This window comes from Caballeronia mineralivorans PML1(12) (genome assembly GCF_001028175.1).
GTDB classification, from domain to species: Bacteria; Pseudomonadota; Gammaproteobacteria; order Burkholderiales; family Burkholderiaceae; genus Caballeronia; species Caballeronia mineralivorans.
Map to the genome: position 1 here is coordinate 1 of NZ_AEJF01000145.1, position 15085 is coordinate 15085.

12 protein-coding genes and 2 pseudogenes are annotated in these 15085 nt (G+C 60.6%); 13 read left to right on the top strand and 1 reads right to left on the bottom strand.

Translation table 11 applies throughout. The features are described from left to right. The 7 genes and pseudogenes from EOS_RS24930 to EOS_RS46420 form a co-directional block, all read left to right on the top strand. Window positions 1-902, top strand: a 902-nt coding sequence (locus tag EOS_RS24930; protein WP_047849403.1) for an acetolactate synthase large subunit, incomplete at its 5' end; no start/stop codon positions are given. A gap of 34 nt (window positions 903-936) precedes the next feature. Continuing rightward, entirely contained in the window at window positions 937-1830 is an 894-nt protein-coding gene (locus EOS_RS24935; RefSeq protein ID WP_047849404.1) for a type 2 periplasmic-binding domain-containing protein, read from the top strand. A gap of 148 nt (window positions 1831-1978) precedes the next feature. After that, a complete protein-coding gene (locus EOS_RS24940; protein WP_235442958.1) occupies window positions 1979-3235 on the top strand; it encodes an MFS transporter in 1257 nt (418 codons plus the stop codon). Window positions 3236-3445: 210 nt separating this feature from the next. After that, the gene (locus tag EOS_RS24945; protein WP_152693173.1) at window positions 3446-3646 is read left to right on the top strand and encodes a hypothetical protein; all 201 of its coding nucleotides are present in this window, start codon (window positions 3446-3448) and stop codon (window positions 3644-3646) included. A gap of 80 nt (window positions 3647-3726) precedes the next feature. Next, a pseudogene (locus EOS_RS24950) lies at window positions 3727-4898 on the top strand (MFS transporter). 1015 nt (window positions 4899-5913) lie between these two features. Then, a complete protein-coding gene (locus tag EOS_RS24955; protein ID WP_047849406.1) occupies window positions 5914-6201 on the top strand; it encodes a DUF4148 domain-containing protein in 288 nt (95 codons plus the stop codon). A gap of 81 nt (window positions 6202-6282) precedes the next feature. Then, a pseudogene (locus EOS_RS46420) lies at window positions 6283-6429 on the top strand (ABC transporter substrate-binding protein); the annotation flags it as partial. A 792-nt stretch (window positions 6430-7221) separates the two neighbouring features. Here the strand turns inward: EOS_RS46420 and EOS_RS24960 are convergent. Continuing rightward, window positions 7222-8646 (bottom strand): sigma-54 dependent transcriptional regulator, encoded by a 1425-nt coding sequence (locus EOS_RS24960; protein WP_047849407.1) that lies wholly within the window; start codon window positions 8644-8646, stop codon window positions 7222-7224. A 1179-nt stretch (window positions 8647-9825) separates the two neighbouring features. Between EOS_RS24960 and EOS_RS24965 the strand changes: the two genes are divergently transcribed. From EOS_RS24965 to EOS_RS24990, 6 genes are all read left to right on the top strand, one after another. Beyond that, on the top strand, window positions 9826-9999 hold the full coding sequence (locus EOS_RS24965; RefSeq protein WP_047849408.1) for a Flp family type IVb pilin: 174 nt from the start codon (window positions 9826-9828) through the stop codon (window positions 9997-9999). Between the two features lie 118 nt (window positions 10000-10117). After that, window positions 10118-10291, top strand: coding sequence for a Flp family type IVb pilin (locus tag EOS_RS24970; protein WP_047849409.1), 174 nt, complete (start codon window positions 10118-10120; stop codon window positions 10289-10291). Between the two features lie 94 nt (window positions 10292-10385). Beyond that, window positions 10386-10934 carry an A24 family peptidase gene (locus tag EOS_RS24975; RefSeq protein WP_047849410.1) on the top strand — a complete coding sequence of 183 codons (549 nt, stop codon included), beginning with the start codon at window positions 10386-10388 and terminating at the stop codon, window positions 10932-10934. 96 nt (window positions 10935-11030) lie between these two features. Next, on the top strand, window positions 11031-12431 hold the full coding sequence (locus EOS_RS24980; protein ID WP_047849411.1) for a P-loop NTPase family protein: 1401 nt from the start codon (window positions 11031-11033) through the stop codon (window positions 12429-12431). Window positions 12432-12476: 45 nt separating this feature from the next. After that, on the top strand, window positions 12477-13310 hold the full coding sequence (cpaB, locus tag EOS_RS24985) for a Flp pilus assembly protein CpaB (protein WP_047849412.1): 834 nt from the start codon (window positions 12477-12479) through the stop codon (window positions 13308-13310). Window positions 13311-13424: 114 nt separating this feature from the next. Beyond that, on the top strand, window positions 13425-15085 hold a 1661-nt coding region (locus tag EOS_RS24990; protein WP_047849413.1), incomplete at its 3' end, for a type II and III secretion system protein family protein.

Genomic DNA, 15085 nt, shown 5'->3' on the forward strand with positions numbered 1-15085 from the left:
AAAAGGCCGGCCGCGTGGCCGCTGCCACCGGCGCGCAGCTGGGCTCGCAGTTCTTCTCTGCACGCATCGAGCGCGGCGCAGGCCGCGTGCCGATGGCGCGCATTCCCTATGCGGTCGCGCAGGCCACGGCTTTCCTCAACGGCTTCAGGCACATCGTCACGGTCGAGACCAGGGAGCCCGTGGCCTTCTTCGCCTATCCGGACAAGCCGAGTCTGCTCAAGGTCGAGGGCACACTGGTACATGCACTCGTTGAGGCTGACGAGGACAGCGAACTCGCCTTCGACATGCTGCTGCAGGCGCTCGGCGCCGACGGCGCCACACCGCGCGTGCAGCAGCGCATCGAGACGCCGGTGCCGACCGGTGCGCTCAACCCCACGAGCATTGCCCACGCGCTGGCCGCGGCCTTGCCCGAACACTGCATCGTCGTGGACGAATCGCTGACGACGGGCCGCGAGTCCATGAGCCTGACCATGGGCGCGCTGCCGCACGACCTCATCAACAATATGGGCGGCTCCATCGGTTACGCCACGCCCGTGGCCACCGGCGCGGCGCTGGCCTGTCCCGATCGACGGGTGTTCTGCATGGTCGGCGACGGCAGCGCGATGTACACGATCCAGTCGCTATGGACCCAGGCGCGCGAAGGCCTGAATGTAACGACAATCATCTTCGCAAATAACAGCTACGCGATTCTCAAGGCCGAGTACGCCAATATGGGCGCGGGCACGCCCGGCGAACGCGCACTGTCCATGATCGACATCGACAAGCCGCGCATCGACTGGCTGGCCATGGCCAAGAGCATGGGCGTGCCGGCGGCAGCGGTGGACACGGCAGAGAGCTTCCACAAGGCGATGCTGGACTCGGTGCGCGAGCCGGGTCCCTGCCTCATCGAGGTCCGGCTGTAGTTCGACCCAGAAGATCCAGGCAAAAGGAGTATCTATGACAACGACGCTGACCGGGGCGCCGGCGCTGCGCACCAATCTGGCCGAATACGCGGTGACGAAGGCGATGCGGGACGGGCGGGTGAAGTCGGACCTCGTGACGCTCGACTACTGCGGACCGACGCCGGCGCACAACGGCTTCAAGGCCATGGTGCGCGAGAACAAGTTCGACGCCGGCGAGCTCGCAATCGTCACGTTCCTGCAGGCCAAGGCCTACGGCAAGCCATACGTTTTGCTGCCGACGCCGATTTCAGGGCGCTTCCAGCACCATTGCGCCGGTTACAACATCGATTTCGGGCACCTCGATCCAAAAGATATCGAGGGCAAAAAGGTCGGCGTGCGGACTTACACGCAGACGACCGCGCTGTGGATTCGCGGCGTCCTGCGCCACGAATACGCTGTCGACCTCGACAAGGTGACGTGGATGACGCTGGGCGACGGGCACCTTGCCGAGTACAGCGATCCTCAAAATTGCCAACGCCTGCCGGCGGGCTCGTCGATTCCGCAGATGATGCTCGACGGTGAACTTGCTGCAGCGTTGCTCGGCGAAGACATGCCGAAGGACGAACGCGTGCGCACGTTGGTACCCGACGCTCATGCAGCCGCGAAGGACTGGTTTGCACGCACCGGGGTAGTCCCGATTAACCACATGTTTGTGGTGCACGAGAATGTGTCGAAGCAGCGTCCTGACGTCGTTCGTGAGCTTTATCGAATGATCGTGGAAAGCCGGTCGCTCGCCGAAGGGGTGCCGGCCGTGTTCCCGCCGATCGGGCTGGAAGCGAACCGAAAGGGGCTGCAACTAGCGATCGACTGGGCGCTCGATCAGAAGATCATTCCGCGCCGCCTGTCCGTCGATGAGCTGTTCGACGATGTGACCGGCAGCCTTGGGTGAGTGATAAGTGACCGTCGGGAGCATCCGCGCTGGCCGGATGTACCTCGCGGCGGCGGTTGGTGCCAAGCCCGGCCACGTTTGGTTACCGCGTCAAGAGCTCTGCAGAAAAGCGTGCATCGAGTAGAACAGAGAAGCCATTGGAGACGGAGTGACAGAGACAACGCGACGGCAAGAGGCGAGGCCCGAGAATCGCTGGGTCATTCTGGTGCTGCTTGCGCTCGGGCTGATGATCTCCTTCGTGGACCGCACGAGCATGTCCGCTGCTCTCGCCGACCATCATTTCGTGCGCGAGTATGCGCTGACACACGTCGAGCGCGGCTGGCTCGGCTCCGCGATGTTCTGGTCCTACGGCCTGCTTCAGATGCCCATGGGCTGGCTGGTCGATCGCTATGGCGTGAAATGGCCTTACTCGATCTGCTTCCTGCTTTGGTGTCTGGCGGCAGCTGCAACCGGCATCGTCACGACGCTTTCCGCCCTGATCCTCGTGCGCCTGTTGATTGGCGCCGCTGAAGCCGTGGTGGTCCCCGCCACCTATCGATATCTCGCCAACAACTTCGATGAAACCCGGAAGGGCACTGCTCTCGGGATCTACTCCGTCGGAGGGAAGATGGGGCCGGCGCTTGGCGCGCCGATCGCTGCGTGGCTGATCGCGATCAGTTCGTGGAAAGCAATGTTCGTTGTCACCGGCCTGGCTGGGCTGATCTGGCTGATGCCGTGGCTGCTGATGCTCAACAACGATTTTCCGTCCAAGGCCGAACTGGCGGCGGCCAAGCGGCGGGCGGCCTCGGTGCCGCTTACCAAGCTTCTGGCGAGTCCAGTGGTGTGGGGCGGTTTGATTACCAATTTTTGCTACAGCTATTTCGCGTTCTACTGCATGACGTGGATGCCGGCGTATCTCGTCGAACAACGCGGCCTTTCTCTGGAGCAATCCGGGCTTTACACCTTCTTTAGCTTCGCTGGCATCGCGATTGTGGCGGCGTTCGCCGGATGGGTAGCGGACCGGCTAATCGCGCGTGGCCACGATGCCGTGGCGGTACGCAAATCGTTCATCGTGGCCGGTTTCATCGGTGGCACGACAGTTCTCCTTGGCGCTTACGCGCGCACGCCGCAAATGGCCATATTCTGGAATGTCGTTTCTCTTTCCCTGCTGGGTCTGGTCACGGCAAACAATCTTGCCCTGGTCAAGCTCACGCTAATTCCCAAACAAGCGGTGGGGCTGAATACCGGTTTGCAGCAAGTGGCGACCAGCCTCGCAGGCGGCGTTTCAGCCAGCCTGTCGGGATGGTTGCTCCATGTGGGGGGGCAGCTATACGCTGCCCATGCTCGCGATCTTCGTGTTTCTGCTGCTTGGGGCTACCAGTACTTGGGTGTTGCTGCAGTGGAAATGGGCGCCGAAAGTCAATGAGAGCGGACACGGAGAGCAGCAGAGCGCAGACATGGCGGCAGAAACCTTGCTGAGCGCCAACACGCTGAGCTCAAAAGACCGGTCGATACCACACTGATTCGTAAGTGTCCTAAGCGGGCCGTTCCTTCGCGTCGATCTGCATGCCCCTTCTAACCGGACGGTTAACGCATTCGCGTTTTAATTCAATGGACGGCAAGTGAGCACGTGACGATGATGGGCACATCAACCCACTCCGCCTGCGCCGTTGATTTTATGCTAACGAGAATTTTTGATATTCACCTGCACGTCTACAACGCGGAAGGCGGGCAGTTGTCGCCGCGCGATCTGAATGGCAAGGACATTGGCGTGTCGCAACTGATCGAATATTGCTCGATGTTCCACGCGCTGTCGAAAGAATGGACTCCGGCATGACGCGCGTCCACGATACGTCGTCGTCGTCGCCGGCGCTTGAGGCGCGCGAGGGCGTGGCAGCCTTGCTGCAGCATTCGGCAATGACGCGCTTCCTGATAGCTCGAGCCGGTTCCATCACTGCCCAGCAGATGCTAATGCTGGCGATCAGCTGGCATATGTATGAGCTGACGTCTAGCGCCTGGTATCTCGGACTCGTCGGCCTGTTCCAGTTCATTCCCGGGCTCGCCACGATGTTTGTCGCCGGCCATTGCGCTGATCGCATGCATCGAGGCCAGATCGTTGCAGTCTGCCTCGCGGCCCAGGCAGTCACGGCCACGCTGCTTGCCGTATCCACCATGACGCACATCGTGACCCGCGACCTGCTGCTGGGACTCTCGCTTATTCTCGGCGCGATCCGGCCGTTTCAGATGTCAGGGCAGCAGGCGCTACTACCGATGCTCGTTCCGCAGACACTGCTGGCGCGGTCGATGGCGCTCAGCACGGTGGTACAGCAGGTATGCGTGATTGCCGGACCGGCATTGGGCGGTTTGCTGTTCGAGATCGGCATCAACGCCCTCTATTTGACCTGCGCCGCGCTGTTCTGCGTGAGCGCTGTGATGTACGCGCTTATACAGTATGACTACGTTCCGCCGCCACGCGAACCCATCACGGCCGAGACAATTCTTGCTGGCTTGCGCTTCGTCTGGAGCAACCCTCCGTTGCTAGGCGGCATCTCTCTCGACCTGTTCGCTGTCTTGTTCGGCGGCGCCACTGCGCTGCTGCCTGTCTACGCGAAAGAGATTTTGCATGTAGGCCCGCAAGGACTGGGCTTGCTGCGCTCCGCTCCGGCTGTGGGCGCGCTTTGCGTTGGCCTCATGCTCTCCCGGGGCGCCATCGGCAGCGGAGTCGGCAAGAAACTGCTGATTGCTGTCGCCGTCTATGGAATGTGTATTGTTGCCTTCGGGCTTTCACGATCGTTTCCCTTATCACTGTTGCTGCTGGCGATCTCGGGCGGTGCTGACACTATCAGCGTGGTAGTGCGGCAGACACTTGTTCAACTGGAAACGCCGGATCGCATGCGCGGACGGGTCGCTGCCGTGAACACGCTCTTCATTGGTGCCAGTAATCAACTGGGGGAATTCGAATCTGGGGTGACTGCCACGGCGTTTGGCGTCATTGGCTCGGTCGTATGGGTGGATGCGCGACGATCCTCGTCAGCGTTGCATGGAGTCGTCTGTTCAAGCCGCTCGCCAGGCGCGAAGCTTTGCACTGACTGAAAGGCTCGCGCGTCGCAGGGCGAGAGAAAGGGGGGGGCGCAAAACGGCGTGCAAGAAGGTGTCACGAAAAGGGTTAACGCTTTGGTTAAGCCGTCCCCCTTTAACTTCAATGGACGGCAACGACCAAGGACACGATGATATTGACACCGCCTCGACTTCCCTGAATGAGGAGCAGGTCCAGCAGGTTCAATACGCCGCGGAATCGCAACGAAATGGCCTGATGACCGGGAAACAGGCAAGCGAGTCTTACCGAGTATTTTGATGCTATAAAGGATGCCTAAGGATTGGCGATGCGGGCAGTTAGGGGGCTGGTCGTGTTGTGTTACCACACGAACCAATTTGTTGGTGCGGCCGTCTCGATTTGTCAGTTCGGCCGTGGAGCACGGAGATGCGTATGAGCGGTCAGTGCAAATCCCTTCGGGTCCTTGTAAATGACTGGTTTGGAAGCGACGAGAATTTTCGAGTCACCCGACCAGATCGTTCGAGGACAATGCCATGGCGAGTTGTAAGAGTCGAAGTAACTCGTTCGGCTGGAACTTTTGCGCTTGTCTTCTTTCGACATAGCGATGGCTCATGGTGCGTCTACCCACCCCCAACTGTTCAACCAACAATGAATTGGCTTCGAAACTAGCTGCGCCGTCGGATGCTTCCGGTAAAAGCATACCGACTGGCACGGCTTGCTGACTTCTATACAGAACCCTTGGCCAATGATTGCGGCGCGCGTCGGATGGAAGAATGCCCAAGATGGCCGGCTCTTTGAATCATCCGACGACACTGCATTCGCGCATGACTTCAATTATGTAGTCGATGCAGCGGGATGGATGCGTCGTCGTATTGGCCGGTCGTCGTCCCGAATCTCCCCAGCAAGAACCCACATTTTCTTCCAACGCGGACAGCTGAAAATTAGCAATCTAGTATTTTCCCTAATATTGCAATATGTTAAAATATGATCCAAATCCGCACACGTCTACGTGTGGTCCTGAAAAGCAATGCTCGGAGAGGTGGGTCACCATGGAATCGCTGATTAAAGCTGCCGCTGTCGTCCTTGTTCTTGCCGCGCCGCTTGCTTCGTTCGCGCAACCGGCCCAGCAGTCCGTTACTCTTACGCGCGCGCAGGTTCGCGCCGACCTCATCCAGGCCGAGAGGGCCGGGTACAGCCCGCTCGACTGGGCGGATTACCCGTACGGCGAAATCCAGGCGGCGGAGTTTCGCGCGGCGCAAAAGTTATCTACAACTGACACATCCGGTTACGGCTCGAGTCGGAGCGGCACTTCGCAGTCTGGTGACATAGCCAGGTGATGTCTGGTTCATACTTTGGTCAACCAAGCCGGTCGATTGGGTTGACCCGGCACGGACGCCGACTCTTGAAGCAGGGGCGTCCGCGATCTGCAATCGACGATGGGCGCGTATGTCGGCACGACCGCGCTGAAGGACGGCAAGGGCATCATGACGAACTATCGATACATCGATGGCGCAAGTGTCCAGCCGTCCGATGCGGAAGTGGCGAAGCTGCGGGCGGTGGATTAAGTTGGGCGGGGGTTTTCGCTCGCGCTCGTTAGGCTGGGTCTATGCCGGGTTGCTACTGCTCAGGCTTGCGGTCGGTTTAAGTTAGTTATTCTATTTATCGCTATTAGCCACTGCGCGTGGCGACGCGTCATTTTTGCAAACGCGCAAAGAAACGAAGCAAAGAAACGCTTTCCAACCATCGGCGAGTTAGTGTCCCTAGCGTGCAGGCTAGAAGTTTTTGGCACCTGATAGCACGGTGCTCGCAAGACTGAAGGATGTTTGAACCCCTCCTTCTCGCGAATCCTGACACGAACACGCTTCGCCCCCAACGCTCTCGGGCTAGCACGATGACCCACGAACCATAACGGCCTGACGTGTGCTGGTTGCCTCATTTCGTGGTGGGTTGGCTACGTGGACTGCGAGGTTATTTCTTGAGGGGGTTGTACGCGGATAGCGCGGGGTGTCCCTGTGGCAGGTTCAGTCACTGGTGGCGAAGCGTGTGAGTATCTGTGTTCGGAGAGGTCGGGCTTCAAACATCCTTCAGTCTGGCGAGCACCGTGCTATCAGGTGCCAGAAACTTCTAGCCTGCACGCTAGGGACACTAACTAGCCGATTGTTTGAAAGCGCTTTCTTTGCTTCGTTTCTTTGCGTTTGCAGAAATGACGTGCCGCCACGCACAGTGGCTAATAGTGGTAAAGAAATCAGCTAACTTAAACCGACCGCTAACCTGAGCAGCAGCAACCCGGCATTGACCCCGACCACTACCCCCGAAAACCCCGTGCAACCCAGCCCCACCCCAGCCCCACCCCGGCATCAACCCTGACCGTCTCCAGACACTGCCACCAGCCCCTTAGCCGCATCGTCGCCATCTTCATCGTGAAGAGGCTTGTCCGCCGGGTCGCGCATTCCGTGTGCAACCATCAGCCGATACAGAGTGACGCGCGAGATGCGGAGCTCCGCCGCCGCCCGGCCGATCCGGTGATCGTGGTGCAGCAATGCGGTTTCGATCGCGCTCCGCTCCGCCATGTCGCGCATATGGTCAAGCGATGTCACCTCCACGCGGACGAAGGATTCGAGATCGAGATCCTCGGGCGAGAGCAGCCTGCCTTCGGTCATCACGATCGCGCGGCGCACTCGATTGATCAGCTCGCGGACATTGCCGGGCCAGGAGTAGTCGTTCATCGCTTGGATCGCCGACGTCGTGAAGCCGCGAATCGTGTGCGTGCTGTCCTTCTTGAACTTGTGCAGGATGTGATGCGCGAGAATTTCGATGTCCTTGCCGCGCGCGCGCAGCGGCGGCTCGTCGACGCGCAGCACGCACAGGCGGTGGAACAGGTCGGCACGGAAACGTCCGGCGCAGATTGCTGCTTCGAGGTCGACGTGGGTCGCCGAAATCACGCGGACGTCGACACGGAGCGATTCGTGGCCGCCTAGCCGTTCGATCTTGCCCTCCTGCAGGAAACGCAACAGGCTTACCTGCGCTTCGAGCGGCATGTCGCCGATTTCATCGAGAAAGAGGGTGCCGCCGTTCGCTGCTTCGATGCGCCCGATTTTGCGCTGGTCCGCGCCCGTGAACGCGCCGCGTTCGTAGCCGAACAGTTCCGACTGCAGCAGGTGCTGCGGAATCGCACCGCAATTGATCGCAACGAACGGCGCCTTGCGGCGCGGCGAGTGCTCGTGGATAGCAAGGGCAGTGAGCTCCTTGCCGGTACCCGACTCGCCGCAGATGAACACGCTGGCGTTCGTGTTCGCGACCTTGCGGATGGTGCTGAAAAGGCATTGCATCGCATCGCAGGTGCCAACCATCTCATGGTTGCCTGTGGCGGCAGTTTCGGCTGGGGTATCGACATAATTCAACGCCGCCATCCCGCGAGCGTGCCCTAGCACATGGGAGATCGATTCATAGGACAACGGCATGGTGACGTAATCAAAACAATAATTCCGGATCAGATCGCGCACCGCATGGCTTGCCGATTGGCCGGCGGCCGTGATGGCGACCCAGCCGATGGTCGGGTGGTTCAGGCATGCCCTGAAGGCCGTAAAGTCGCGGGGCGTGAAGCCGTCGAAATCGATGAGACCCGCGGCAACGCGAGCTTCCTTTGCCGCGGCCTCCGCGCCGGGAGCCGTCCTCGCAACGGTGACTTCCCAGCCAGCTGCGCGCACATGAGCCAGGAGCAGATCATTCGGTGCGCGGGCAACGCAGATCAGACGGCGCTGGGTGTCCGGCTGGGGTCGCATGGCGCACTGCGCTGAATCGGCAGTCCCGCAGGAGTCCGTTTGAAAACGTCCAAGTGATTGCGGCACGATATTTCCCCCGTTTTTACGTCGTTGCGCCTGAATGGCAGGTACACAACGACATTCTTATGTTGATGTCTTATGTTGATGCGATTAGCTGCGGCCGTCACTGCACGTTCCACAGAGAGTCAATACAGGTTATCTGCTTGATTCGTCTGCCGATATATCAGTACTTTCCCCGGGAGCTGTGAATGGATGTGCGGCGCATAACAGAGGTGTGCGATGCCATACCCCGGAGCAATCAGGCGGAAGAACGATCCATCGCACACGTATCCGCTCCTTAAGACCGTGCGACAGGATGGACCTTCAAATCATTCGTGAAGACCCTTAGTTCGATCGGATTCGGAACATTCGCGAGGAGCCATGTTTCAACAATGAGACGTTTCTTTACCCGCTGGCTTGAGAGAAGCAGTGAAATTCCAGGAAATCCATCCTTGACGCTATCCACGTCAAATCTCCGGTTGCTTGCCGTATCCAATGCGCATGGCGGATCCGCCCGGTTCGCCAGCCTGCGAAGATATGCGACGAGATGTACCAGCATCGCAACCGATATGCGACCGGCCAACTTCTTCGGAAACGGAGCAATTGGACGAAACCGCTTGATCCTTCATGTTTGGGCCAGCTGGCCCGCTCCTTGCAATGACCCCCTCACATAGTCGACGACATGGCGGCGAGTGCAAAGCGGCAACGGAGAGTTTTGGCTGCGTCGCACTCGACATCAATGTCATCGGGGGTTCTTCTTCGACACGTACCACGCGCTCCGGCGCTCAGGGAACGGCGAGAAGAACAAGTCGACAGCGAGAGAAGCAGGCGGGGGAGAAATAAAACATGGAGTCCTTAATTTTTTATCGGACGGGGTCGCGATGCACCACACGCGTCGCATCCCGCTTGCCGACGCCCCATATCTCAATCGGACGCGATTGTCGCTGGTGGACCCGGAGCATAACCGGTGAGTACCACGAGACTGCCCCGAGACATGACCGCCACCGAGCCGCCCGAGACTGTCCGACCGTTCGCTCACACAGCCGACGGGTCATATTTCCTGTAGCACCCGCAGCACGTTGTAACAAACCGCAGTTGTTCGATGTCTTTTAATTTAGTAATCCAAAAGGAGAATCAATCATGCAATCGATCATTAACAGCACCAAGGCATTTTTTCGCGACGAAGACGGCGTGACCGCCATCGAGTATGGCTTGATCGCCACACTGATTGCAGTGGCAATCATCGTGGGAGTGACGGCCGTCGGCACAAACCTCGAGGCGAAGTTCAATTACATCGCAGGGAAACTGGTGTAATCCTGAGAGAGGTCGCGACGGACGAGCCGCGCTCATCGATTCGTCCGCTGCACCATTGCCTTTCGTAGTCCTATTCTCATACAGGTGAGACCTTGTCCTATTTAAAGGGGAATCAATCGTGCAATCGATCATCAACAGAACCAGGGCATTTATTCGCGATGAAGGCGGCGTGACTGCCATCGAGTATGGCCTGATCGCCACACTGATCGCAGTGGCAATCATCGTGGGGGTGACGGCCATCGGCACAAACCTCGAGGCGAAGTTCAACGTGATCGCCGGGTATCTGACGTAATCCTGAGAGAGGGTGCGACGGACGAACCGCGCTGTCGATTCGTCCTCGCAACACCGCTTTCCGTGTCCGATGCCCATATCGACGAGGCCTTGTCATGTTCATTACCGTGTATGCACCACCACCACCGGTCATACCGTGCGTCATTGCACTGGTGATCGCTGCCGCAAGCACTGACAGCCAGTGCCGGCGTATCCCGAACATCCTGGTCGCGACTGGTTTGACCGGCGCGTTGTTCGTGCAGTGCTGGCTGCGCGGAATCCCGGCAGGCGCCGCGGCGTGGCTGGCCGGAGCTGTAGTCGGATTGGGACTGTTCCTGCCGTTTTATTTACTGCGCGGTATGGCCGCAGGCGACGTCAAGCTGCTCGCGATGATCGGCGCATGGACCGGGCCGCTGCTGGTTTTTTACGTCGCCCTCGCGACGTCTGTAATAGGCGGCGTGTGGATGCTGGCGGTGACAGCGCGACGCGGTCAGCTGACCAGGTTGTTCGTCAATGTTTTCACCCTCATCCGTCCCGCATGGCGCGGCAGCAGCATCGTTGCGCGCGGCGCCCGAGCCGATTCGATCGAGTCGGTGGGGTCTGTGCCATACGGCGTGGCGATTGCGGCAGGAACCGTATTCGTGCTGCTGGCGGCAGCGGCATAGCTGAGAACCGAAAGTAAGCCGGACGACGATCCGGCTATCCGAATCACATACTGTGCGGCGCCGGACTCGACGGGTCCGCACCCGGGGAAGCAACAAATGGACGATCACGACACAGAGACAGGTCATGCCGCGAGCATCAGGTGCTTCCATGAGACCCCTGCAGCGGGCGCCCGCTACGCACACCCGCCCGCAGTCCTGCTACGCGCACCTCGCTGTCTCGCGGACACAGGGCTGCCCCCCATGTTCATAGTGCAACTGCTCCTCAAGTCGATGTTGCTCAACGGCAAATCGTCTCTCGGCGACCTGATCGGACGGCACTGCCTGACTGCCCCTGTGCTCGACGAGACGATAGGCTTTCTCGTGCACGAGCACCTGATCGAGATCGCGTACCGCGGTGCAACGGACCTCGAAGTCCATCTTCGCCTGACCGACGCCGGGCGCACGCTCGCCGCTGCCGAAGCGGTGCGCTGTGCCTATTGCGGGCCGGCGCCGGTCTCCATCGAGAGCTATCTGGATGTGGTTCGCGCCTATTCGGTAAGGCGGATTCGCGTCACGCAGCACGATGTGCATGCGGCATTTGCCGGCATCGTCGTCGACGCGTCTTTGCTCGATTCAGCGGTGGCTGCGCTGAACGCCGGACGGCCGCTGATGCTCTACGGTCCGGCAGGCAGCGGCAAGACCTACCTTGCCGAACGCCTCGGCAAACTGCTGCAGGGCGCCGTGCCGGTCCCTTACGCCATTCATGTTGGCGGGGAAGTCGTCCAGCTCCATGACCCGTTCGTCCATCACGACGCGCGCTCTGACGACCTGCCCGATATGACGGACCGGCGCTGGCGCGTGTGCAAGCGCCCGGTGGTCATTTCCGGCGGCGATCTGACACTGGCGATGCTTGATCTTCAATACAACCCGAACAACGGTCTCTACCAGGCACCGCCGCATATGAAGGCCAATATGGGCCTGTATGTTGTCGACGACCTGGGCCGTCAGCGCGTCGCGCCAGCCGATCTGCTGAACCGCTGGATCACCCCGCTCGATCGCGGCGTCGATCAGTTCGCACTTCAGTCCGGCGCCCGCTTCATCGCCCCATTCGATGTATGGCCCGTGTTCTCGAGCAACCTCGCGCCCGCCGAACTCAACGACGACGCGTTCCTGCGCAGGCTTGGCTCAAAGCTCCATGTAGGTCCGCTCTGCATTGAAGACTACCGCCGCGTGTTCGACGAAAGATGCGCGGCGCTGCAACTCGAAGCGGACGCTGGCGTATCCGATTACCTGCTTCACGAACTGCATGTGCGGACCGGAACACCGTTCCTAGCCTGCTATCCCGATGACCTGCTAGCCGTGCTTCGTGCGTTCGCGCTCTATCGCGGCGACTCGCCCGTCGTCACCGTGCACGGACTGGCGCACGCGTGGCGCAGCTACTTCGGCACTGGCCCCGAATACGAGCACGCACATCCACCCGCCGCCCAGCGGACGAGCAGACAGTACGCCGGGTCTTGACCCAGACGTCCACAAGAACTCACGAACTCAAGAAGGAGTATCACCATGAAAACTAGCCGCGCTGTTGTGATGCTGGGTATGGCCCTGCTGGCTGGGGTCGCTGCCGTGGGATTCGCGTCACGGTGGCTGTTGCAAACGTCGTCGTCGGCCGTCACGCCGGTGGCCGTGGCCGCTGCCGATGTGAGCCTTGGCCAGCCGCTGAGTCCGAACCTGGTTCGCATGGTGAACTGGCCCACCGGGAGCATTCCGCCGGGCACATTCAAGGACACGAAGGCGCTGGAAGGCCGTGTCGTACGCACGAGCCTCGAACGCGGCGAGCTTGTGGTCGAGTCCAAGCTCGCGCCACAGGGCACGAAGGGCGGGCTGTCGGCGGTAATTGGCGAAGGCAAGCGGGCGATCACGGTGCGCGTGAACGACGTGGTCGGTGTCGCAGGCTTCGCGTTGCCGGGTAACTATGTCGATGTGATCGTCAACACGCAGGAGCCAGAGGTCAAGGGCGACTCACAGCAAAGCATCTCGAAGATCGTCCTCGAAAAGATCCTCGTGCTGGCGGTAGCCCAGCAGGTGAACCGGGATGACACGCAACCCAAGGTCGTGAATGCGGTGACGCTCGAAGTCACGCCAGAGCAGGCGGAAAAGCTCGACCTGGCGCGCAGCGTCGGCAGTTTGTCGCTGGTGCTGCGCAACCAGGTCGACAATCGCGCGCTGCCCACTGGCGGCGCGACCAAGATCACGCTGCTCGGGAAGCCCGCCGCCGCAATTCCGGCACCCGTAATCCCGGTAGCCCCGGCACGCGTGAAATACACCGCCCGCCCAACCGCCAGACGCGACTGTATCGGCGTGCTGTCGGGCACGCAGGGCAGTCAGGAATGCTTTTAAAAATGCTACGCAACCATGCGATCCGGGGAGATTGCCGCGCCGCAGGACGTCCGCTACGGCAGCGTCCAGCAAACGCGTCAGTTCACTCGCAGCGAGCAACGGGGAGATAACCAAATGAAACCGAATCAAATAAAGACGACGAGCCGCAGCGCACTGCGCACCGTACTGGCGACCACGACGGTATGCGCGTCGCTACTGGGCGCCCAGGGCGTGCTCGCACAGGAAGCGGTCGAGAACGGCATATCCGGCAAAGCCGGCATGGTGCCGCTGCCGCAAGGCCATGGCCCGCTGCAAATGACCATCAGCATGAGTTCGGCTCCGGCCCAGCCAGCCGGGGCGATGCAGGGCGCCGTCGTGCGCGGCCCGGCCTGCACCCGCACGCAGCCCGAAGAAAGCACGGTGATCGTGCCGGTCGGCAAGTCGACGCTGATGCACACCGCCGAGCCGGTGCGCAATCGCACGCTCGGCAATCCGCAGGTCGCACAGGCGACCATGGTGTCGCCGCAAACGCTCTACGTCGTAGGTCTTGCTGTTGGATCCACGAACATGATCGTGCAAGGCAGGAGCGGCGCATGCGAAGTGATCAATGTCGTAGTGAATGCCGACTCCGGCGGCCTGCAGACATCGTTGTCCCAGCTGATGCCCGACGAACCGAACATCCGTGTCGCGACTGTCGCCGGCGACCTGGTGCTGGCTGGGCGCGTATCCAGTGCGCAGGCGGCGGGACAGGCACAGGAGATCGCCAAGGCCTACGCGCGCAGCGCAGCGCCCAGCAGTGGCAATGGTAATGGCAACGGCAATAGCAACGGCAAGATCGCAAGCGTATTGAACATGATGAGCGTCGATTCACCGCAACAAGTGATGCTGGAGGTCAAGGTCGCCGAAGTCTCGAAAACCTTGCTCAACCAGATGGGCGCGGCGCTGAACATCCAGGGTGGCTTCGGCTCGTGGAGCGGTTCACTCATCAGCAGCCTGCTCGCTGGCGTATCGAGCCTCATCGATGTCAACAAGGCGAACAACCGGCCGTTCAACATAGCAATCGATGCACAACACGGGGACAACCTCGTGAAGATTCTCGCGGAACCGAATCTTGTCACGTTGAGCGGCCAGGAGGCGACCTTCCTCGCCGGTGGCAAGGTCTTCATTCCGATTCCTCAAAGCAACCTCAACGGCGTCGCGACGATCATTCTGCAAGAAGAGGAATTCGGTGTCGGCCTGAAGTTCACGCCGACCGTGCTCGCAGGAGGGCGCATCAATCTGAAGGTCGCGCCCGAAGTATCGGAACTTTCCTCGACGGGTGTCACGGTGGGAGCGACCAATACCAACAATCTCACGATCCTGCCGCTGATCACGACGCGCCGCGCATCGACCACGGTCCAGATGAACGACGGCGAGAGCTTCGCAATCGGCGGCCTGATCAAGAGCAACGCCAGCGGCACGCTGAAAGCGCTGCCGGGTGTCGGCGAAGTGCCGGTGCTCGGTGCGCTGTTCAGAAGCACGTCGTTCCAGCAGGACCTGACCGAGCTCGTGTTCATCATCACGCCGCATCTGGTCAAGCCGCTACCAACGGTGTCGAACTATGCGCTGCCGACCGACAACTTCAAGACGCCGAGCGAAGCGGACGTCTATCTGATGGGAAACATGGAAGGTCGTGGAGCCGCCCTTAACGCGAAGCCCGCCCAGCCGGCTCAAACGCCTGACGCACCTGCTCAAAAGGCCCCGGCTCCGGCTCCGGTTCCTGCCGCGGCACCGGCTTCGGCTCCGCCGCGCGAGCC